This is a genomic window from Parolsenella sp. LCP21S3_E11 (assembly GCF_052118165.1).
In the GTDB taxonomy this organism is placed as follows: Bacteria; Actinomycetota; Coriobacteriia; order Coriobacteriales; family Atopobiaceae; genus Parolsenella.
On the sequence record NZ_JBQKHS010000002.1, the window covers coordinates 33,331 to 54,932 of the forward strand.

General features: G+C 64.1%; 14 protein-coding genes. 2 read left to right on the top strand and 12 right to left on the bottom strand.

The features are described from left to right. Positions 1-193 precede the first annotated feature (193 nt). Complete coding sequence (metK, locus tag ACTQ1Z_RS03755; protein ID WP_441858846.1) at positions 194-1,450, top strand: methionine adenosyltransferase; 1,257 nt, start codon at positions 194-196, stop codon at positions 1,448-1,450. Positions 1,451-1,795: 345 nt separating this feature from the next. Here metK and ACTQ1Z_RS03760 read toward each other — a convergent pair whose 3' ends face one another. Beyond that, positions 1,796-3,208 carry a uracil-xanthine permease family protein gene (locus tag ACTQ1Z_RS03760; RefSeq protein WP_441858848.1) on the bottom strand — a complete coding sequence of 471 codons (1,413 nt, stop codon included), beginning with the start codon at positions 3,206-3,208 and terminating at the stop codon, positions 1,796-1,798. 207 nt (positions 3,209-3,415) lie between these two features. On the opposite strand from ACTQ1Z_RS03760, the gene ACTQ1Z_RS03765 reads away from it, so the two are divergent. Next, positions 3,416-3,895, top strand: coding sequence for a hypothetical protein (locus ACTQ1Z_RS03765; RefSeq protein WP_343004967.1), 480 nt, complete (start codon positions 3,416-3,418; stop codon positions 3,893-3,895). Between the two features lie 289 nt (positions 3,896-4,184). Here the strand turns inward: ACTQ1Z_RS03765 and xdhC are convergent, their stop codons facing one another. The 11 genes from xdhC to ssnA form a co-directional block, all read right to left on the bottom strand. Further along, positions 4,185-4,673, bottom strand: coding sequence for a xanthine dehydrogenase subunit XdhC (gene xdhC / locus ACTQ1Z_RS03770; RefSeq protein WP_293835186.1), 489 nt, complete (start codon positions 4,671-4,673; stop codon positions 4,185-4,187). Further along, positions 4,673-5,554 (bottom strand): xanthine dehydrogenase subunit XdhB, encoded by an 882-nt coding sequence (xdhB, locus tag ACTQ1Z_RS03775; RefSeq protein ID WP_441858851.1) that lies wholly within the window; start codon positions 5,552-5,554, stop codon positions 4,673-4,675. The genes xdhC and xdhB overlap by 1 nt, the downstream gene beginning before the upstream one ends. Then, entirely contained in the window at positions 5,555-7,897 is a 2,343-nt protein-coding gene (gene xdhA / locus ACTQ1Z_RS03780; RefSeq protein WP_441858853.1) for a xanthine dehydrogenase subunit XdhA, read from the bottom strand. Between the two features lie 656 nt (positions 7,898-8,553). After that, entirely contained in the window at positions 8,554-9,639 is a 1,086-nt protein-coding gene (locus ACTQ1Z_RS03785; RefSeq protein WP_441858855.1) for a BMP family lipoprotein, read from the bottom strand. A 258-nt stretch (positions 9,640-9,897) separates the two neighbouring features. Then, positions 9,898-10,830: an ABC transporter permease gene (locus ACTQ1Z_RS03790; protein WP_441858857.1), complete on the bottom strand. Its 933-nt coding sequence runs from the start codon at positions 10,828-10,830 to the stop codon at positions 9,898-9,900. Continuing rightward, positions 10,830-11,945, bottom strand: coding sequence for an ABC transporter permease (locus ACTQ1Z_RS03795; protein WP_441858859.1), 1,116 nt, complete (start codon positions 11,943-11,945; stop codon positions 10,830-10,832). The genes ACTQ1Z_RS03790 and ACTQ1Z_RS03795 overlap by 1 nt, the downstream gene beginning before the upstream one ends. Before the next feature lie 13 nt (positions 11,946-11,958). Beyond that, positions 11,959-13,470, bottom strand: a complete 1,512-nt coding sequence (locus ACTQ1Z_RS03800; RefSeq protein WP_441858861.1) for an ABC transporter ATP-binding protein — start codon at positions 13,468-13,470, stop codon at positions 11,959-11,961. A gap of 104 nt (positions 13,471-13,574) precedes the next feature. Continuing rightward, positions 13,575-16,394, bottom strand: coding sequence for a selenium-dependent xanthine dehydrogenase (gene xdh, locus ACTQ1Z_RS03805; RefSeq protein WP_441858863.1), 2,820 nt, complete (start codon positions 16,392-16,394; stop codon positions 13,575-13,577). A gap of 10 nt (positions 16,395-16,404) precedes the next feature. After that, a complete protein-coding gene (locus ACTQ1Z_RS03810; RefSeq protein WP_441858865.1) occupies positions 16,405-16,929 on the bottom strand; it encodes a 4Fe-4S binding protein in 525 nt (174 codons plus the stop codon). A 117-nt stretch (positions 16,930-17,046) separates the two neighbouring features. Further along, a complete protein-coding gene (gene ygfK / locus ACTQ1Z_RS03815) occupies positions 17,047-20,046 on the bottom strand; it encodes a putative selenate reductase subunit YgfK (RefSeq protein WP_441858867.1) in 3,000 nt (999 codons plus the stop codon). A gap of 202 nt (positions 20,047-20,248) precedes the next feature. Next, positions 20,249-21,601, bottom strand: coding sequence for a putative aminohydrolase SsnA (gene ssnA / locus ACTQ1Z_RS03820; RefSeq protein WP_441858869.1), 1,353 nt, complete (start codon positions 21,599-21,601; stop codon positions 20,249-20,251). Position 21,602 lies beyond the last annotated feature (1 nt).

Sequence of the window (21,602 nt, forward strand, 5' to 3'; positions counted from 1 at the left end):
TCCGACAACCCACCTCGCGGCCGCAGCCGCCGGCAGGGTGCCAATTCTCGGCGGAGAGCCGCGCTCTCCGGAAGACGGGGGAAGCATGACACGCGTCATCGACGTCCCCTTGCATATAGGCATGGGGACGTTTTTCGTCTCCGGGCGCCGGAAGGCGTCACGTACGGGCCTTGCGCCCAAGGAGGTTGCACGCATGTCAGAGAGCTACTACTTCACCTCGGAGTCCGTGACCGAAGGTCACCCCGATAAGATCTGCGACCAGATCAGCGATGCCGTGCTCGATGCGATTCTCGCCAAGGAGGCTCGCCTCGAGGCCGAGGGCTACGTCAGCCCGTCCGGCAGCCACGCCAGCCTTTCTGCGGTCCGTTGCGCCTGCGAGACATTCGTCACCACCGGCACCGTCGTCGTCGCCGGCGAGATCCGCACCCAGGCCTACGTCGACGTGCAGACCATCGCCCGAGACGTGCTTCGCCGTATCGGCTACAACCGAGCCAAGTTCGGCTTTGACTGCGAGACCTGCGGCGTCATCAGCATGATTCACGAGCAGAGCCCCGACATCGCCCAGGGCGTCGACGAGTCCTTCGACGCCCAGGCAGGCCGCACGACCGATCCTCTCGACCTCATCGGCGCAGGCGACCAGGGCATGATGTTCGGCTATGCCTCGGACGAGACCGAGACCCTCATGCCCATGCCCATCTACCTCGCCCAGAACCTCGCCAAGCGCCTGGCGGACGTCCGCAAGTCCGGCGAGATCGAATACCTTCGCCCGGACGGCAAGACCCAGGTGACCGTCCGTTACGAGAACGACCGACCCGCCGAGGTGACCGCCATCGTCGTCTCCACGCAGCATGACCCGAGCGTCGAGAGCATGGACGTCATCAAGAACGACGTCATCGAGCACGTCATCGCGCCGGTTCTCGCCGAGGTCGACATCCCCTGGGATAATGCGGACATCTACGTCAACCCCACCGGCCGCTTCGTCGTTGGCGGCCCGATGGGCGACACCGGCCTCACCGGCCGCAAGATTGTCGTCGACACCTACGGCGGCATGGGCCGTCATGGCGGCGGCGCCTTCTCCGGCAAGGACTGCACCAAGGTCGACCGATCCGCCGCGTATGCCGCGCGCTGGGTTGCCAAGAACGTTGTCGCCGCTGGTCTCGCCCACAAGTGCGAGGTACAGCTCGCCTACGCCATCGGCGTCGCGCACCCGCTGTCCATCTTGGTTGATACCAAGGGCACCGGCACGGTGAGCGACCGCACGATCGAGGCCGCAGTCGAGCGCGTCTTCGACCTGCGCCCGGGCGCCATCATTCGCGACCTCGACCTTCGCCGCCCGATCTTCGAGAAGACCGCCGCATACGGCCACTTCGGCCGCAAGGACCCGGACTTCACCTGGGAGGCCACGAATCGCGTCGACGAGCTCAGGGACGCCGTGGCAGAGCTTGCGTAGAGGACGTCAGCAGCGGCGCAACGCGAGCATTGGCTGACACGCGAGGCCGCGACACGAGCGATGAGTGGCGCGCGAGCCTGTGGCGTGAGCAGCAACCGGCGGCGCGGCGCGAGCATTGGCTGACACGCGAGGCCGCGATGATTGAGCCACCAAACACCTAGCTATTAGCGGGTGCTCCCCTCACCGGGGCGCACCCGCTTCTTTTACGAACAGCGGGCGCGGCCAGGATCCACATCCCAGCCGCGCCCGCCCTTAGCGAGTCGCGCAATCACGCAATATGCGAATCAAACTTATTAGCGCGACAGCCTCGGCAGCCTCGACCTCGTCGTCGCCTTCGGCGTCGTGCTACGCCTCGGCAGCCTCGGCCTCGTCGTCGCCCTCGGCGTCATGATCACCAGAATCGGCGACCTTAAGCGCCTCGCTCTCCTCGATGGGCTCGGGAGGCATGAGAAGATTCAGCACGATGGCCATGACGGCGCACGGAGTGATCGCGGAGGTGCCGAAGATGGTGTTGATCCAGGCAGGCATGCCAGTGCCGGTAAGGGAGCCGGAGACCTGCGCGATGCCAAGACCAAATGCCACAGACACGCCAAAGATGGTGCAGGTGCGCGGCGTAAGCCCGTCCTTCACGAGGATTCGGATGCCGTTGAGGGTAATGGTGCCGAACACGCTGATCGTGGCGCCGCCAATGACGGGCTGCGGAATCATGAGCAGGAGCGCGGAGAGCTTCGGGCAGAGGCCGGCCGCCATGAAGGTAAGAGCCGCGCCGCCAAAGACCCAGCGGTTGATGACCTTGGTGCTCACGATGATGCCGACGTTCTGGCCAAACGCGGAGGTCGGGAGGCCGCCGAACATCGAGGAGATGATGGAGACGAGGCCCTGCGCCATGATGCCGCCACTGATTTCGCGACCCTTGGGCATGCGGTCCATCGAACCGGCAACCGCAGCGGAAAGGTCACCGATGAGCTGTACGTTCACCATCACGTAGATGATGCCGACCGTGATGCACACTGCCGGGTCGAACTTGAGCTCGTAGGGCATGAACTGCGGGAGGGAGAACCAGGACGCACCGGAAATCGCAGAGGCGTCGATCATGCCAAAGGGAATCGAGACAAGGCAGCCAATGAGCATGGCGAAGAAAATCGAGCCAATCTTGGTGATGCCCGTCGTAAAGTTGGTGAGGCCGAAGGTCAGCGCGAAGGTGACGAGGCCAACAAGCCAGTTCTGGGCGCTGCCAAAGCCCGGCGTCCCGACACCGCCGGCAATGTACTTGATGGCGGTGGGATAGAGCGAGACACCAATGGTGAAGATGACCGTACCGGTGACGAGCGGCGGGAAGAAGCGCTTTACCTTATCGTAGAAAAGGCCGAAGACCACCGCCACGATGCCGCCGATGAGCTGCGAGCCGAGTACAACGGAGAAGCCGAACTCGCCGCCAACCGCCTGCATGACGGGAAGGAAGGCGAACGATGCGCCCGTGAGGATGGGCAGGCCCGCGCCTATGCGCCCAAAGAGCGGGAACTGCTGAAGCAGCGTGTCGATGGCGGAGAGGATGAGGGCGACCTGGATGATCGCCGCTTCCTGCTCCGGAGTGAACTTGCACGTGGTGGCGATCATCATCGCTGGCGTAATGACGCCGGCGAACGACGCCAGCACGTGCTGAAGGCTCATCGGCACAAGCGAGGACAGGGGTGGAACTCCCTCGCGCTTGAAAAGCCTCTCGTCCAGATTACCTTCGGTCTTCATGGTGTTTCCCATGCGTGCCCCTCCTTTGGGTCCCGCACGACATGCTAAATATTATTCAGTTACTAAAACTATTTGTTTGGTTCTTACGTTGTGGAGCGCAAACGGCGGGTATAACCTCGCGAACGGTAATTTACTATATGAATCAGCGGTATTGCCAGGCCACGGCGTTGGCCTGGGATACGATTCGACCGCACGCAACGACTTCAGACGGAGGGTACCATGCTCGACATGATCAAGGCAGAAGAGGCTCGCGCCATCGCGGACGAGGCCAAACCCAACCGCGAGCGCGCCGCGGCTGACACCCTCTCCGACAACGCGATTAACTGGGCCATCCGCAACTGCGCCGCCCGCACGGACACGCGCGTCCGCATGTACGCGAAGTTTGGTCACTACGAGCTCTCGGTAAAGTTCGCTCCGGGTGTCGACGACCGCAACGGTGTGGGCAACTCCTTCTACAACGACCTCGTTGCCAACAGCAACACGGATGTCGCCGACGCCATCTGCGACATCATCTACGGTCGCGACCAGGACCTCATCTCCCCCATCCAGACGGCCCGCTTGCTCAACACCTACTCGGCGCGCTTGGCCAAGTTCGTCAACGACCTGCAGCGCAACGGTTATGACGTCTGCGTGGGCGACGGTCTTGACCAAGGCAATGGGAAGCTCGACAACAACACGATCATCGTGAACTGGGCGTAGAACGAGGTCCGGCGTGGTCTCCGGACGCTGCGCTCGGGTGCTCTTCGAGAAAATCCTCGCTCCGCGTCCGGAGGCCACGCAGGTCCACGTTGCAGAGGCGGGCCCTGGCTGCTTGATTGGCTCGGGGCGCGTCCGGAGGCCACGCAGACCCACGTTGCAGAGGCGGGCCTTGGCTGCTGGGGTGACCTGGACGGGCATCAAGAGTTCTGAACCGCACAAATAGAGGGTCCGGCTCCGTGGGGAGCGGACCCGCTTTGCTAACGCACGCACGTAGAGAGACGTCTCTCGCCTACTCGCCGCACTCCTTGTGGACGATCTCGATCGCCTTTTCGACGCCGTCAATCACGTTCTGGTAGCCGGTGCAGCGGCAGAGGTGGCCGGAGAGGTTCTTGCGGATCTCGTCACGCGTGAAGGTTTTGCCAGAGTCGATCATCTCCACGGCGCTCATGATGATGCCGGGGATGCAGAAGCCGCACTGAACGGCAAACTGGTCGATAAAGGCCTGCTGGACGGGGTTGAGCGTACCATCCGGAGCCTGAAGGCCCTCGACGGTGAGGATGTTCTTGCCCTGGGCCCACTCGGTAAGGTAGAGGCAGGTATCGGTCGCGACGCCGTCGATCAGGACGGTGCAGGCACCGCACTCGCCCACCTCACAGCCGCGCTTGACGCTCGTGAGGCCGAGGCGGTTGCGCAGTGTGTCGAGCAGGCTCTCGCGCGGGTCATAGCCAACCTGCACTTCCTTACCGTTGACGGTGCACTTGAGAATTCGCATATCCATTAGATATCAGCCCCTCCCTTTCGAGCGGCCTCGATGAGGGAACGCTTCGACATCTCCTTGATAAGCTGCAGGCGGAAGTCCTTGCTCGCACGCCAGGAGTCACGCGGGTTGGTGCAAGCGCAGGCGAGCTCGCCGATACGCTCGGCGGCCTCGGCCACGTCGAGGCCTCGCACGGCGTCCTCGGCGGCGATAGCGCGCATCGGGGTCGGGCCGGCGACGCCAAACGCGAGGCGGATGTCCTCGATCGTGCGCTTGTCCTCGCCAAGCTTCACCAGGCAGCAGCAACCCATCGTGGTGATCTCGAGGGCACGACGCTTGCCATACTTGAAGTAGTGGCCAGAGAAGCCCTCGTAGTGGTCGCGCGGGATGCGGATGCCCACGAGAAGCTCGTCACGCTCGCGATGGCTACAGCCGGGACCGGCATACCACTCCTCGATGGGAAGGGTACGCGTTCCGCGGGAACTCTGAAGGTCGAGCAGAGCGCCAAACGCAAAGAGCGTCGATGCGGAGTCGGCGGAGGTGGCGGCAGAGCAGACGTTGCCACCGATCGTGCCGGAGACGCGCAGCTGCGGGCCGCCCGGGGTATCGCAGGCCTCGCCGAGAACCGGTACGGTCTCCTGGATGACCGGGGACGTGGTCACGTGATGGAACCACGTGATGGGGCCGATCCAAACGGTGCCGTCGTCAAGAAGGCGCACGCCATCGAGCTCGTCATGGAGCTCGTGGATCGAGACAAGGTGGGCAGGCGCGCCCTTACCCTCGCGCAGCTTGACCAGGACGTCGGTGCCGCCGGCGATGACCTCGGCGGAGGGGTCGGCCGCAAGGGCCTCGCAGGCATCGGCCACGCTGGTGGCCTCATAGAGCGATTCGATGTCGTACATCTAGATCAGCCCCGCTTCCTTGAAGCCCTCGAACAGACGCTGCGGCGTCATAGGCTCCACGTAGAACTTGACGCCGGTGGCGTCGAGGATTGCGTCTCGGATGGCGGATGCGGGCGAGATGATCGGGGTCTCGCCAACCGCCTTGTTGCCGTAGGGACCCGTCGGGCACGGCTTCTCGACGAAGTCGGCCTTGAGGTCGGGCAGGTCCATCGTCGTCGGGATCTTATAGTCGAGCAGGGTCGGGTTGAGGACGCGAGCGGTCTTCGGGTCAACCTGAAGCTCCTCGTAGAGGCCATAACCGATACCCTGGGCCATACCGCCGTGAATCTGCTGCTCAACGAGCTTGGGGTTGATCAGGCGGCCAGAGTCCTGGACGTTGATGATCTTGTTGACCGTGACCTGGCCAAGAGGCATGTCCACCGTGACGTCAGCGAAAGTGACGCCACCGGCAATGGTGTTGGTGTGGACGTTGATGGTCTCGTGGGCGGAGAGCTGATTTGCTCCTTCGAGGTTGTAGTAGGCCTCGAGGGCGAGGTCGGCGAGGTTCCAGATCTTGTTGCCCTCACCGTCCCAGATAGCATGGTCATGCAGGTCGAGCTCGCCGGGCGCGTCAGGCGTGAGCTTACGCGCGAAGTCGAGAATCTTGCTCCTGAGGGTCTCACCGGCCTTCTTCACGGCCGTGCCGGAGACGTAGGTCTGGCGCGACGCGTACGCACCGGAGTCATAGGGCGTGACGTCCGTGTCCTGCTGCGAGACGATGTGGACGTCCTCGGTGTCGACGCCGATGGCCTCGGCTGCCATCTGGCTAAAGACGGTGTCGGCTCCCTGGCCAATCTCGGTGGCGCCCATCTGGAGCTGGACTGAGCCGTCCTGGTTGAGCGTGACCTGAGCGGTGGCCGTCTCGAGCGCGAACGGAGCGACGGCGGTCTTGTACACGAAGAACGCAACGCCCACGCCATGGCGAATCGGGCCGGTCTCGTTCGCGTACTCCCTCTTCTTGCGATCCCACTCGATGTACGCCTTGCCCTTCTCGGCGCACTCCCTGATGGCGCAAGTATGGGCGGCGATGACGCCGTTGGGCGTGAACTCGTCGACGAACTTGTCGGTATAGACGTTCTTGAGGCGGAACTCGAGGCCATCCCAGCCGTTGTCATAGGCGATGTCGCCCATGAGGCACTCTGCGGCCCAGTTGCCCTCGGGCACGCCATAGGCACGCATGGCTCCCGTATGCGGACCGTTGGTGTAGATGGTGTAGGCCTCGGAGTGCGTGGCGACCTCGTTGGTGTGGTAGAGCCAGCGGAAGCTGTTCACCGAGTTGAGAACGAGGGCGTGACCGTGGTGAACGTATCCGCCCGTATTCGAGTACGCGACGATCTTGCGAGCGTGGAGGGTCATGTCGTCGCCATAGGAGCACTCGATGTCGAACGTCTTGGGCTGGCGGCCCGAAGTGGCCCAGAAGAGCTCCTCGCGCGAGATCTCGAGCCTGACGCATCGGCCGCCGAGCTGCTTGCAGATCCACGCATTGAGAGGCTCGTAGTGGACGTCCTGCTTCGTACCGAAGCCACCGCCGATGTAGGGCTTGATGACGCGAACGTCGCCCCAGGGAATGCCAAGGGCCTGGCCGATGACGCGGCGCACGACGTGCGGGATCTGCGTCGAGCTCACACAGACGATCTTGTTACCCTCCATGTAGCAGTAGGAGACGCAGGACTCGATGTGGACCTGAGACTGCTCGCGGCTCTCCGCATGGATGGCGATGTGATGATAGGCGGGATCCTCGAGGGCCTCCTCCACCGTCTTGTAGCCGGCCTCGGCGAGCTTGTCCTCAGGCGTGACGGCGCAAGTGTGGGCAACGATGTTGTCGGGCTTGGCCTCATGGACGGGCACCTCGGTGCCCTTCATGGACTCGATCGCGTCGTAGACGACGGGATATTCCTCGTACTCGACCTTGATCAGGCGCAGCGCGCGGTCACAAGCGACGGTGTCCTCGCCCACCACGACGGCGATGTTGTCGCCATAGATGCGCACGCGGTCGTCAAGCAGGCGACGGTCAGCCTGGTCACGCTTGGCCGCTGCGGAGTTGGCATACCAGGGATGACCGGCAACGGGATACGGATGCTTGGGCACGTCGAAGCACGTGTAGATAGCAACGACGCCCGGCACCTTGAGTGCCTCCGTGGTGTCAATCGAGGTGACCCGACCGTTTGCGATGGTGGAGTGGAGAAGCTTTGCCTCAAGGCAAGGCTTGGGACATAGGTCATCCGTGAACTTCGCACGACCAGTGACCTTGTCGTAGGCGTCAACCCTTGGGATCGGCCTGCCGACCTCCCTCAGTGTCTCCATGACGTCCTCCTTATGGAATTGTTGCGCGCTTCCCAGGCGCGCGTAGGGACTCAGCCCCGTATAGCTGGGCGCGGCGGCACTCGCGAACGCGAATCCTTAAACGCCCCATGGCAAGCGACGTTCTCTGATGAGAAGTCTTGCTGGCTAACAAAAGGTTAGCCAAGTGAGCATCGCGGGCCTACTTTTGGACGGCGAACGGCCAGGAATACTGGGTGGCTGGCAAGGAAGCACAAAAAACGAAATAACCCCTCTGACCTGGTCGTTATAGCTACGCGAGTTTAACGCTAGGGTGCGATGATGGGATTCCGCGGATGCGCGCGGCCCCGCGATGCGCGGAGCCATATCTGCATTGCGCTGCAAGCAAGGCGAGTTCGCAGTGGGGGTAAGGCCTTGTGGACACTAATTTGGTATTTGCGAGACGCTGATGGACGGATTGTACGCAGCGAGGGGAGTCCCAACCCGCACGCAATCTCGCGTTCGCACCGCAAAAAAGGCCGGGATGCACTTGGCATCCCGGCCAAATAGCCGATTGTCTTTAGCTCTAGCCGAGCAACAACAACTTCGACCGCACGTCGACTGTCTCAGCTACGCGGACGCGCGTTGCGACTTCGTCACGACCGCGCCCAGACCCTCGGCCCAAACGCAAGTTAGCCAGACTAGCCCAGCGTGGACTGGATGGCCTCAATCTCGGAGTCGCTCAGGTAGGTGCCAGCCTTGATCTGATCGGCATACTCGTTGATCTTATCCTGGACGTCAGACGGGACCTTGTCGGAGAACTTGCCGAGGGTAACGCCGCCGTTGTCCATGTTAGCGGTGATGGCCTTGCCGCCACCGAAAGTGCCAGCCTCGATCTCGTCCATGGCCTGGTCGATCTTCCAGTCGGTCACCGTGGAAGCGATGACGGTCGGCTGATCGTCGCCGAGGATGTCGATCGGCTGGGCGATGTCGAAGTGGGTGTCGGCACCGGCGGCCTCGAGGGCCTTACGGGAACCGTTGTCGACCGCGGAGGCGTCGCCCCACATGACGTCGACGTTCTTGGAGTTGATCCACTGCTCAGTGAGCTGGGTGCCCTTCGCGGCGTCTGAGAAGCCGGCCTCGAAGTTGTACTGGCCCTGGATGGAGGAATCGATCTTCTGGGCAGCAGCAAGGTAGGCGCTGTACTTGGCGAGCGTGCTCGGAAGCTTCATGCCACCGATGAAGCCAATGGACTTCGTCTGGGTCATGAGGCCAGCGATGACACCGGCGAGGGCGCCGAGCTGCGTGAAGTCAGGAAGAACGGTCTCGACGTTGTCGGTGCTCTCGTAGTCAGCGAGCTCCTGCTCAGGGTTGGTGTTGGTGATCAGGAAGTGGACGTTGGGGTGAGACTCGGCGGCATCAGAAGCGACCTCGGCCCAGGTGGAGGCAAACTGGTTGCCGTTGCCGACGATCAGGTCGACGTCCTGGTCAACGTAGGACTCGGCGGCGGTGGCGGCGTCGGCGTTGGCGACGTTCTCCTTGGGCTCGAGCATCTCCCAGTTGGGGTGAGAGTCAATGGCGCGCTTGAGGGACTCATAGTGGGCCTGGTCCCAGCCGCCGTCGGTAATAATGCCGCTCATGATCATAGCGACCTTGTAGGAGCTCTTCTCGGCGGAGCCAGTGCTGGCGGAGTCAGAGCCAGAGCCACCACACGCGGTGAGGGCGAGGGCCGCAGCGGCGGTGGCGCCACCGGCGACGAACTGACGACGATTGATGTTCTTGCTCATGGTGCTTCCCTTCTTTTCCGGGGCTCTTTTGCGCCCCACGTTTAAAGCCTGGTGCACGTACACATGAAACTAAACGCCTCTGCCGAATCCGGCAGGTAATGCCATCTGCAAGGCGGATGGGCCCAACGAAGCCTGCCCATGCCGTCCCTGCCTTGCGCCAAGATAAGCGAAACCCCTATATCCGCTCGACCTGACACTAAATGCAAGCTGTACACGAGACGGTGACCCACCCCCGCGAGTCACCGTCTCATTGTATCGCTAACGGATCTCGCGGTTATACGGCTGACCGTTGGCCTTCGGGCCAGCGTGCTTCGAGCCAAAGAACACGAGGGCCACGATCGTGAAGATATACGGAATCATCTTGAAGAACATGACCGGCGCAGACTGGAACTGAGCCTGAAGGGCGACGTTCACGCCATCGAAGAAGCCAAAGAGCAGGCTCGCGAGCATGACGCCCACGGCACTCCAACGGCCGAAGATGACCGTCGCCAGCGCGATGAAACCGCGACCCGCGACGATGCCGTTCGTGTAAATCGGCGTGTAGCAGATCGTGAGGAAGGCACCGCCCGCAGCGGCAAGGGCGCCGCACAGGATGCAGGCCACGTACTTGGTGCGGATGACGTTGATGCCCAGGGTCTCTGCGGCCTGGGGCTTCTCGCCCACGGAGCGGAACGACAGGCCGGCGCGGCAGCGCTTGAAGAAGAACGCAACAACGGGCACGAGGAGGAACGCGATGTAGGCAAGCAGCGACTGGTTGAACATGCCGTTGCCGATGACCGGGAGATCGCACAAGCCGGGAATGGCGATGTTGGGCATCTGTGCGCCGGTGGCGTTCTCGGGATTGGAGCCGACGAACAGGTTGTAGCCGAAGAGCGCGATGGCCGGCGCGAGGATGTTGACAGCCATGCTCGTAACCACCTGGTCAGAGCAGAGGGTGACCGTGCAAAACGCGTAGATCATGTTGATGAGCACGCCCGTGGCCATGCCGACGAGTAGGCCGAGCCAGAGGTTGCCCGTGACCTTGCCAACGGCGAACGCCACGAAGGCGCCCACGGCCATGATTCCCTCAAGGCCGATGTTGACCATGCCGGCACGCTCGGAGAAGACCTCGCCCAGGGCGGCGAGCAGGATGGGCACGGCGCCCATAGCCATCGCCCTGACGATGGTGGGAAGCGCAACCATGAAATCCATTACGCCTTCACCTCAGCTTTCTTGTTCTTGCCCAGCGAGGCGATGTACGCCTTGATCTTGGGCAGCTTCACCAGGGCCATGCCCGCGACGGCGAAGATGATGATGAGACCGCGAATGATGTCGATGATCGCCGTGGGAACGCCGATGACGGACTGCATCATCGTGCCGCCCGTGGAGAGCACACCGAAGAGCAGGGCGACGACGATGGCGCCAAGCGGGTTGAGCTGCGCGATAAGCGCGATTGCCACGCCGTCGAAGCCGAAGCCGGAGCCAAAGCCGTCAGCGAGGCGGAACGGCGTCTTGCCGAAGAGCTCGATGGCACCACCGAGGCCGGCGATGGCGCCGGAGATGACGAAGGCGAGCAGCACGAGCGTGCGGACAGGGAAGCCGTTGACCTTGGCAGCGGTGGGACTCATGCCCACGGCACGAATCTTGAAGCCGAAGGACGTGCGGAAAATCACATACCAGACGAGGATGCCGAGGATAATGGCGATCAGGACGCCAAAGTGCGCGGGGCCGATGTCCAAGAGATGCGCGGACTTGGGCATGGCGGGAGTCTGGGGCAGGCCCTGGTCGGAGTAGACGTTCTTGTAGAGGAACTCCATGAAGTACAGGGCGATGTAGTTGAACATGATCGTCGTGATCATCTCGTTGAGCCCTCGGGTGATCTTGAGGATACCCGGGAGGAGCGCCCACAGCCCACCGAAGACGATGCCCACGACGAGGCCCACCGCGATGGCGGACGGGCCGGTGAGGCCAAGCTTCAGCACGAAGTACGCGGAGGCGGAGGCGCCCATGATGAACTGGCCCTCGCCGCCGAGGTTGAACACGCCGCACTTGTAGGCGAACACGGCGGCAAGACCCGTGAAGATCAGCGGGCAGGCACGCTCAAGCGTCTTGCCAATCTTGCCGATATCGCCAAGAGAGCCCTTCAGCATCGCGGCATAGCCCGTGATCGGGTTCTTGCCGAGGCAGGCGATGATGATCGCGCCGATGATGAGGGCAAGGAGCACGGACACAACCGGCGTGATGATCGTCAGGCGCTTCTCGCGCAGCTGTTCCTCGCTCAGGGCACCCCTCTTCGAGGGCGCCGCCTTCTTCTTGTTGTCAGCCACTGTCCCTCCCCTCCTACTTTCCTGCCATGGCGAGCGAAATCTCCTTGATGGGAGGATTCGCGCCAGGATACGTGCCCATGATCTCGCCCTCGAACAGGACCGTGATGCGATCCGAGAGCTTCAGCACCTCGTCGAAGTCCGCGGAGATGAGAAGGACCGCGCATCCGGCGTCGCGCTGGGCGATGATCTGATCATGGATGAACTCGGTGGCTCCGATGTCGAGGCCGCGCGTGGGATAGACGGCCACGAGAAGCTTCGGGTGGGCATCGAGCTCGCGGGCGAGGATGACCTTCTGCTGGTTGCCACCGGAGAGCGAGCGGGCGGTCTGCTCGACGGAGGTGCAGCGGATGTCGTTCTCCTCGCGCAGGCGCTCGGCGTGCTCGCGGATGGCGTCGAGCTTGAGCCAGGCGCCGTGGCCGGCGGAGAAGCGCTCGTCCTCGGTAGCCTTGAGCACAAGGTTCTCGGCGACCGTCATGTCACCGACAAGGCCCATCTTGTTGCGGTCCTCGGGGATGTTGCCAAGGCCGGTTTCGATGAAGGCACTCGGGCTGAAGAGGCCGATAGCGGACCCGTCCGGACCGATGACCTCGCCGGACTCGGGCTTAAGAAGGCCCGTGACGAGGGCGGCGAGCTGGCTCTGACCATTGCCGTCGATGCCGGCGACGCCGAGGATCTCTCCCCTGTGGATGGCGAGCGACACGTTCTTGAGGCCGCCATGCTTGACCTCGGGCTGGTAAGAGACTCCCTTGAGCTCGAAGGCGACCTCGGAGGCGTCCGAGACCTTCTGGTAGGTGTTCTCCGTGAACTTCTGGCCGATCATGAGGTCCGCGAGCTCCTGCTCGGTGGTATCCGCGACGCGGACCGTCTTGATGGTCTCGCCACGGCGGAGGACCGTCACGCGATCGGAGATGCGCATGACCTCGCGCATCTTGTGGGAGATGAAGATGACGGACTTACCCTCGGCGGTGAGCGAGCGCATGATGTCGAACAGGCCCTCGACCTCGAGGTCCGTCAGGACGGCAGTGGGCTCGTCGAGGATGACGAGGTCGGCGCCACGGAACAGGACCTTCATAATCTCGACGCGCTGCTGCATGCCGATGGACATGTCGCCGACCTTCTCGTCAAGGTCGATCTCCATACCGTAGCGATCCATGAGCTCCTCGATGGCCTTGCGGTCATCCGCGATCTGGAGCAGCGGCGAGTTGTGACGCTTGTCGCCCAGAATGATGTTCTCGAGACCCGTCATGTCCTCGATAAGCATGAAGTGCTGGTGGACCATGCCGATGCCATGCTCGACGGCGACGCCGGGATTGGTGATGTGCACCTCCTGCCCGCGCATGAAGATGTGCCCGTCAGTTGGCTGGTAAAGGCCGATGAGGACGTTCATGAGCGTCGACTTGCCGGCACCGTTCTCACCAAGAAGCGTATGTACCTCGCCTTGCTCGATATCGAGGTTTACGTTCTTGTTCGCGTAGAACGTGCCGAATGCCTTGCTGATGTTGTCCATGCGAAGCAACTCGGCCATAGCTACCACCTTTCCAATCGCGTTCCTTCAGAGATATTTTCCACCCGGGTTGTTTCTCTACCATTACTGTCAGCTTACCAACCCAGTATGCCTTCTTTTATGTCCTATTTTGCCCTCTTTCGAGAGTAATAGGTATCGACCATCGGAAGGTTCGGGCGAAGTTTACCGTCAAGGGCGCGATAGGCGTTCTGGACGGCCGGGGCTGTCGGGATGGTCGCGATCTCGCCGATGCCCTTGCCACCATAGGCAACGGGCAGCTGTTCGTCACGCTCGACGTAGATGGCATGGATGTCGGGGATGTCCGTCGCGCGGAAGAGTCCCAGCTTGCCGTAGCCGGCGGCGGGGATGCAATCCTCGATCCCCAGGTCCTCCGTAAGCGCGTATCCCATGCCCATGAGGACGCCACCCTCGATCTGGCCCTGGATGGCGATCGGGTTCACGACCTTGCCGGAGTCGTGCGCGGCGTAGACATCGGTCACGCGGCCATCGTCATCGAGCACAACCACATGCGTGGCGAAGCCGTAGCAGATGTGGCTCTTCGCGTTGGGGACGTCGGCTCCGAGCTTGTCGGTAGGCTCGAGATACTCGTAGAAGAACTCCTTGCCCTCAAGCGCCTCGAGCGCGGCGACGGGGTCGGCCGCCGTGCGGGTGTTGCCGGGGACGAGCTCGGCGGCGGTCACCTCGAAGCTCGTGCCGTCCGCGAACGAGAAGCTCTTGCCGTCGCCCTTGGCGCTGACCGGGCCCTCGGGGAGGGTGTGGTCGCGCTCGTAGGCGATCATGGCGTCGCGCAGCAGGAACGAGGCGCCGCGGACGGCCTCGCCCGTGACCACCGTCTGACGGGAGCCGGAGGTGGTTCCGGAGTCAGGCGCGTTCTCGGTCGAGCACTCGCCGTTCTCGATGCGCTCGCGCGGAAGGCCGCAGGCCTCGGAGACGTCCTGCAGGAAGACCGTGTTGCAGCCTTGGCCGATGTCGGACGTGGCGGCATAGACCACGGCGCGGCCATGCTCGACGCGAATGTTGCAGCGGCCCGCGTCCGGAAGGCCGACGCCGACGCCCGAGTTCTTCATCGAGCAGGCGATGCCCGCATGGCCGGGATGCGCGTAGTAGGCGTCCTTCACGGCCTCGAGGGTCTCCTTGAGGGCGGTGGAGCAGTCCGCGATCTGGCCGTTCGGGAGGACCTCGCCCGGCTCAATGGCGTTGCGGTAGCGAATTTCCCACGGGTCGAGCCCGACCTTCTCGGCAAGGATGTCGATGAGGCTCTCGAGCGCGAACTCGCTCTGGCACACGCCGAAGCCGCGGAAGGCGCCGGAAGGCGGGTTGTTGGTGTAGTAGCCGTAGCCACGAATGTCGGTGTTCTGGTACTTGTAGGGGCCGACGGAGTGCGTGCAGGCGCGCTCGAGGACCGGGCCGCACAGGCTCGCATAGGCGCCCGTGTCGAAGTTGATCTCGCAGTCGAGCGCGGTGAAGTTGCCCTCGGCGTCGCAGCCGAGCGTGAAGGTACCCTCCATCGGGTGGCGCTTCGGATGGAAGTTAATCGACTCCTGGCGCGTGAGGCGGCACTTGACGGCTCGGCCGAAGTGCACCGCCGCCAGCGCGGCGAGGTGCTGGACGGAGACGTCCTCCTTGCCGCCGAAGCCGCCGCCGACGAGCATCGTCTCGACGACGACGCGCTCGGGCGTGGCGTCCCAGCCGAACATGTGCGCGCATTCCTTGCGCGTGTCATAGGCGCCCTGGTCCGTCGACCAGATCTTCACGCCGTCCTTGTAAGGGGCAGCGACGGCGCACTCGGGCTCGAGGAAGGCGTGCTCGGTGAACGGCGTCGTGAAGCTCTGCGTTGCCGTGAACGCGGAGTTCTCGAGCGCCGTCTTGGCGTCGCCGCGAGTGACGTGACGCTGCTGGCAGATGTTGTTCTCGAGCTTCACCTGGTTGCCGAAGGCGAGGAAGCCGTCATGGATGAGCGGGGCGTCCGGAGCGGCGGCCTCCGCGATGTTGCGGACGGGCTCGAGCTGCTCGTAGGTGACCTTCACGAACTTCTTTGCGCGCTCGACCTGGGCCGGGGTCTCGCCCACGACGAGCACGATGGCGTCTCCGACGCAGCGGGTGATGTCGCCCTCGGCGATCATGACGTCCCAGTCCTGGATGAGGTGGCCCACCTGGTTGACGGGCACATCGTCAGCGGTGAGGATGCCGAGGATGCCGGGCTGCTTGGCCGCCTTGTCGAAGTCGATCTTCACCACGCGGGCACGCGGGAAGCGGGAGCGGACGGCGCTCGCGAAGACCATGTCCGGGAAGTCGCGCTGGTCAAGGTCGTCAGGGTACTTGCCGAAGCCGAGGACCTTGCGGCGGACGTCGACGCGGAAGGCACGCTTGCCCACACCGTAATCATCGCCGCGCTCGAGAGCGGGATCGATCGCCTCGTCGCCGCGAAGGATGGCGGCGGCGAGCAGAATTCCCTCTATGATCTTCTTGTAGCCGGTGCAGCGGCAGACGTTGCCGCGGATGGCACGCTTGACCTCGGCCTCCGTGGGATCGGGGTTCTTGCGCACGAGGGCGGTGCCGGAGATGACCATACCGGGGATGCAGAAGCCGCACTGGACCGCGCCGACGGCACCGAAGGCATAGACGAAGGCCTCCTGTTCCTCGTGGGTGAGGCCCTCGACCGTGGTCACGGTGCGGCCGGCCGCGAGCTTCGTCGTGAGGACGCACGCGCGGACGGCGCGACCGTCGACGATGACCATGCAGGCGCCGCAGGCACCCTCGGAGCAGCCGTCCTTGGCGCTCGTGATGTGGAGGTTGTCGCGCAGGAAGCGGAGGAGCGACTTGTTCTCGCGAGCCACCTCGACGCGCCCGTTGACGATGATCTCATACGCCTCGGACGGCGCGCCCTGCGCCGCGACGGCGGTCTTCTTCTCGTTGGTAGTCATGTCGTCTCCCCTACACTGCCGCGAACATGCCGCCGGCGTCCGAGATGGCGCCGCGCGGGCAGGTGACTGCGCACATGCCACAGGCGATGCACTCGTCGTAGTCGATGCGGGCGTGTCCATGGTCGAGGCTAATCGCGCCCGTCGGGCAGACGCGCACGCAGCGACCGCAGCCGATGCAGCTCATGTGGCACTTGTCCTTTGCCGTCTGTGGGTGCGAGGTGTTCACGCAGCGCACGCGGATCGGGCGATCCGGGTCGACGAGCTCGATGACGCCCTTCGGGCACTTGCGCACGCAGACCCCGCAACCGCGGCAGAGTTCGCGGTTGACAAAGGCCACGCCGTGCTCGTTCATGCTGATGGCGCCGAACTTGCAAGCCTCGACGCAGCTGCCGCAACCGATGCAGCCCTGGCCGCACGACGGCGCGCCGTCGCAGGTCTTGTTGCCGCCGCCACAGCGCACGAACGCGATGGGACGCGGCTTGCGCGGACGGGCCGGGGCCTTTGGCTTGGCTGTCTTGGGGGTCATCTCACCCATGGTCGTTCCCCTCGGAAGGTGGCGCCGGACGCTCCCGGCGCCACCCAGGTCTTGAATCGATACGTACTTGGCTGACCTTACGGACCGTCCTAAAAAGAGACTGCCCGAATCTCGCTTCTAGGCGAACAGGTAGCCGTAGGAGTCGCGCGTGGCCTTGATGGTCAGGCGGACCTCCTCGGGCAGGCCGCAGGCGGCGTCATCGACGTCGTAGGCAGCGGTCTTGCCGCCAACGCGCACGAGGAACGTGCCGTCGGGCTGCGCCAGGAAGCCCTGGTTCTCGGAGTTGCCCATGTCTTCGGCGCTCCAGAAGAGCGTGAGCTTGTCCTTGTAGGGGCGGCCGCTCCACGGGCAGAACACGGCACAGTTGCCGCACTCGTTGCACATGCCGTCGACGTGGACAACCTGGTGCTGGGCGAGGCCCGGCACGGTGATAGCGACGTTGGCGCGGTTCGGGCAGACGTCGCAGCAGGCCTCGCACACGGTGGCGCAGCCGAGGCAGCCGGAGTTCTTGGAGCAGCCGGCACAGCCAAGGCGCAGGTCACCCTTGCGGGCGTAGCACTCGTCCTCGTGACCGGAGCGGACGTTCTCGCTGGCATAGGCGGAGAAGTCGACGCCGAGCATGCCCTTGGCGACCTCCTGCGCATCGGCGATCGCGTCAACGAAGCGAGCGGGTCCACGGCGGCAGTCACCGGCGGCCCAAACGCCCTCGACGCCCGTGGCGCAGCCGGCCGGACGACCGCGACGGTCGACCTCGACGCCGGCGGCCTCGTACAGGGAGCCCTCGATGTGCTCGCCCACGGCGCAGATCACGGACGTGGCCGGGACCTCGATGACCTCACCGGTGGCGACGGGGCTGCGGCGGCCGGACTCGTCAGGCTCGCCAAGAATCATCTTGTCGCAGGCAAGGACACCAGCACGGAGGCCCTTGGGAGCGAGCAGCTCGCAGAGCTCGACGCCCTCGGCGAGAGCCTCGGCCAGCTCCTCCTCGTCGGCGGGCATATAGCGCTTGGTGCGGCGATAGACGATGCGGACGTTCTCGACGCCGGGGAGACGCTTGGCGACGCGGGCGGCGTCCATGGCGGTGTTACCAGCGCCGACGATGACGACGTCGGTGCCGAGGGCGGAGAGGTCCTCTCCCCTCTTGGCGGCACCGAGGAACTCGAGAACGTCGATCTCCTCGCCGTACTCGAGGCCCACGTGGCCGGGCGCCCAGGCACCGCAGGCGACGACGACGTCGGTGTAGCCCTCGGCCTTGAGCTCAGCGACGGACGTGGCCTCGACGCCGGTCTGGACCTTGGCGCCATAGGCGAGGCAGAGCTCGACGTCGCGGTCGATGTCCTCGTCAGAAATGCGGAATGCCGGGATAACGTGGCGAGCGACGCCGCCCAGGGTCTCCTTGCGCTCGAGGATCGTGACGTCGGCGCCGGCGCGGGAGAGGAAGAAGGCGCAGGCAAGACCAGCCGGGCCACCACCGATGATGGCGACCTTGTGGTCAGCGGCACCCTCGACGGCCTTGACGCCACCGGCCTTGATGGCGGCAAGCAGGGAATCGATGCCACCGCGGGCGGCCTTCAGCTTGCTCGCGCGGATGGCGGCACCCTCGGGCTCGTAGAAGGCACGCATGCACTTGGCACCGCAAGGGTGCGGGCAGAGGTTGCCGGTGATGAACGGCAGGGCGTTGCGCTCAGCGATGATCGCGAGGGCGTCATCGAGTCTGCCCTCGTCGACGGCAGCGAGGTAGGCAGGGATGTCCTGCTCGATCGGGCAGTTGTTGCGGCAGGGCGAGGTGAAGCAGCTCGTCAGCGGGAGCGGCCAGTCGAGCTTGTGGGTCGGCATCGGCTTGACAGGCTTCTTGTACTTCGGGGAGGCGGCGACGGCTTCGTCGAGAGCGGCGACCGCGGCGACGTCGACGTCATCCTTGCGAGCGACGTCGGCGAGGAGGCCGGCGATCTGGGAGAAGCGCTCGTAGCCGCCGGGCTTGAGGACGGTCGTGGCCATGGTGACGGGCCAGATGCCGGCACCGTAGACCTCGCGGATGTTCTGGGCGTCAGCGCCGCCGGAGTAGGAGATGCGCAGCTTGCCGTCGAACTGCTCGGAGATGCGGCGCGCGAGGTGGATGGTGAGCGGGAACAGCGAACGGCCGCTCATGTACATCTCCTCGCTCGGGAGCTCCTTGCGGGTGACGTCGACGGGGAAGGTGTTCGTGAGCTTGACGCCGAAGGACAGGCCGCGCTCGACCGTCAGCTTGATGAGGCGCTCGAACATGGGGATGGCGTCCGCCCACTGCAGGTCCTCGCGGAAGTGCTTGTCGTCGAAGGCGATGTAGTCGAAGCCAAGGGAATCGAGGCGCTCGCGGGCGTACTCGTAGCCCAGGAGCGTGGGGTTGCACTTGATGTAGGTGTTGAGGCCCTTCTCGGTGATGAGATAGGTGGCGATGCGCTCGATCTCCGCCGGCGGGCAGCCGTGGAGCGTGGACTCGGTCACGGAGGAGGAGACGCGCGGGCTCACGGAGTCGACGAATGCCTGGTCGACGTTCTCGAAGCGGTTGAGGTTGGCGCTGGCCCAGGCCTGGCACTCCGCCCAGACGTCGGTCTTGGAGGCGTCCTTCATGCCCTCGATGTAGGCGTCGACCTTGGGGCTCTTGATGCCCTCGAGGTCATAGCCCACGCTCATGTTGAAGACGAAGCCGTCCGGGTCGCCAAGGCCGAGCTCGCGGGCGAGCAGCTTGCAGGCCCACCATGCCTTGATGTACTCGTCCATGGCCTGCGGAACGGTGAGCTCCGTGGACCACTCGCAGTTGTAGCACTCGTCCTCGGCCACGATGCAGGGCTTGTTGACGCACGCAGAAAGCTCCTCGCCGTCCATGACCTGGACGGTCTTAAGCTCGAAGAAGCGGGCGCCGGCCACGTAGGAGGCGACGATGTTCTGGGCGAGCTGGCTGTTCGGGCCAGCGGCGGGACCAAAGGGCGTCTCGATCTTCTCGGCGAAGATCGCATCGGCACCACCCTCGTGACGCACAATCTTGCGGATGCCGAAGATGCTGCCCTTGTCTGCGTGTTCGGTGATGATCCAGTTCATCAGCTGTGCGAACGGGATCGGCCTCATGACGTCGCTCATAGTGTGAGCTCCTCTCCTGCCCCGTCGAGACCGCGCGACGTGGCGAGTGTGGATAACGCGGGCGAGCCTACGCCCGCGCGACGGCCCCGCGGAGGCCGCCTTGTCCTCGTCCAGACCCCATCCGGACGAGGACGCGTAGCCAGGTCCCAGCCCGGCTACGCCCACGGGCCAGCGCCCTTGCGCCGGCCCGAAGGAGAACTAACTAGTAGGTGCGGTGGTTCAGGTCGCCCCAGAGCTTCTTGGACTGCTCGAGCGTCCAGGCGTTGATGCGCTCCTCGTCGAAGGCGACGAACTCGCGGTCCTTGTAGAGGACCTGGCCGTTGACGATGGTGGTGCGGCAGTTCTTGCCCATCATGCCGAAGAGCATGTGGCCGTCGATGTTCTCGTCCGAGAAAGGCGTGAAGACCGGGTAGTCCATGACGATGACGTCGGCGGCGGCGCCGGGCGCGAGGATGCCGAGCTGGCGGCCGAAGTACTTCGTGGCCATCTTGGCGTTATTCTCGAAGAGCATGGTCATGGCCTCGCCCCAGCCGACGTTGGGCATGGCGGCGTTGTGGCGCTGGATGATCAGGAAGACCTTGAGGCTCTCGAGCATGTCGTGGGTGTAGGCGTCCGTGCCCATGCAGACCGGGATGCCGCGACGGAAGAACTCGAGGACGGGAGCGCAGCCAACGGCGTTGCCCATGTTGGACTCGGGGTTGTTGACGAGCCAGGTGCCGGACTCGCGAATGATGTCCATCTCGGCGGGCGTCACGTGGATGCAGTGGCCGAGCATGGTGTCCGGACCGAGGAGGTTGTGCTGGAGCAGGCGCTCGACGGGCGAGATGCCTCCACGGTTGAGACGGGAGTCCCAGACGTCGTTCATGCCCTCGCAGACGTGGATGTGGAATCCGGTGAGCCCGTTGTTGGCCTCGGCCATCTTGTCCATCGTCTCGTCTGACAGGGTGAAGGTGGCATGTCCGCCAAACATCGCGGCGATCATGTTGTCACCGGCCTCGCGGGCGTCATGGGCCCACTTTGCGAACTCGGCGTTCTCCGCGATGGACTGGTCGCGCTTCTCCTCGCCGCGGCGATCGGAGACCTCGTAGCAGAGGCAGGAGCGCATGCCGAGCTCCTTGGCGACGTCCTTGATGGCGAAGAGGGAGCCGGGAATCTCGCAGAAGCTGGCATGGTGGTCGAAGATCGTGGTCACGCCGTCACGGAGCGAGTCGAGAATCGTGGCGTAGGCGGAGGCGCGGGTACCGTCCAGCGTGAGGTTGTCATCTATCTTCCACCACTGCTGCTCGAGGTTCTCAAGGAAGTTGGTGGGGTTGCAGCCCTCGATGGCAAGGCCGCGGGCGAGGCCGGAGTAGATGTGCGTGTGGCAGTTGATGAGGCCCGGCATGATGACGCCACCGTGGGCGTCGACGTACTCGTAGCCAGGGTTAGCGGCCTTGAGCTCCTCCTCATCGCCGATGGCGGAGATGGTGTCTCCATCGATGGCGACAGCACCGCGCTCGAGATAGGGGTTCTTGGAGTCGCGAGTAATGACACGACCATTGCCGACGATCAGCATA

Excerpts from the sequence above, each read along its gene's own strand:
- metK (WP_441858846.1), top strand. The coding sequence starts at position 194 with ATGTCAGAGAGCTACTACTTCACCTCGGAGTCCGTGACCGAAGGTCAC.
- ACTQ1Z_RS03760 (WP_441858848.1), bottom strand. The coding sequence starts at position 3,208 with ATGGGAAACACCATGAAGACCGAAGGTAATCTGGACGAGAGGCTTTTC.
- ACTQ1Z_RS03765 (WP_343004967.1), top strand. The coding sequence starts at position 3,416 with ATGCTCGACATGATCAAGGCAGAAGAGGCTCGCGCCATCGCGGACGAG.
- xdhC (WP_293835186.1), bottom strand. The coding sequence starts at position 4,673 with ATGGATATGCGAATTCTCAAGTGCACCGTCAACGGTAAGGAAGTGCAG.
- xdhB (WP_441858851.1), bottom strand. The coding sequence starts at position 5,554 with ATGTACGACATCGAATCGCTCTATGAGGCCACCAGCGTGGCCGATGCC.
- xdhA (WP_441858853.1), bottom strand. The coding sequence starts at position 7,897 with ATGGAGACACTGAGGGAGGTCGGCAGGCCGATCCCAAGGGTTGACGCC.
- ACTQ1Z_RS03785 (WP_441858855.1), bottom strand. The coding sequence starts at position 9,639 with ATGAGCAAGAACATCAATCGTCGTCAGTTCGTCGCCGGTGGCGCCACC.
- ACTQ1Z_RS03790 (WP_441858857.1), bottom strand. The coding sequence starts at position 10,830 with ATGGATTTCATGGTTGCGCTTCCCACCATCGTCAGGGCGATGGCTATG.
- ACTQ1Z_RS03800 (WP_441858861.1), bottom strand. The coding sequence starts at position 13,470 with ATGGCCGAGTTGCTTCGCATGGACAACATCAGCAAGGCATTCGGCACG.
- xdh (WP_441858863.1), bottom strand. The coding sequence starts at position 16,394 with ATGACTACCAACGAGAAGAAGACCGCCGTCGCGGCGCAGGGCGCGCCG.
- ACTQ1Z_RS03810 (WP_441858865.1), bottom strand. The coding sequence starts at position 16,929 with ATGGGTGAGATGACCCCCAAGACAGCCAAGCCAAAGGCCCCGGCCCGT.
- ygfK (WP_441858867.1), bottom strand. The coding sequence starts at position 20,046 with ATGAGCGACGTCATGAGGCCGATCCCGTTCGCACAGCTGATGAACTGG.
- ssnA (WP_441858869.1), bottom strand. The coding sequence starts at position 21,601 with ATGCTGATCGTCGGCAATGGTCGTGTCATTACTCGCGACTCCAAGAAC.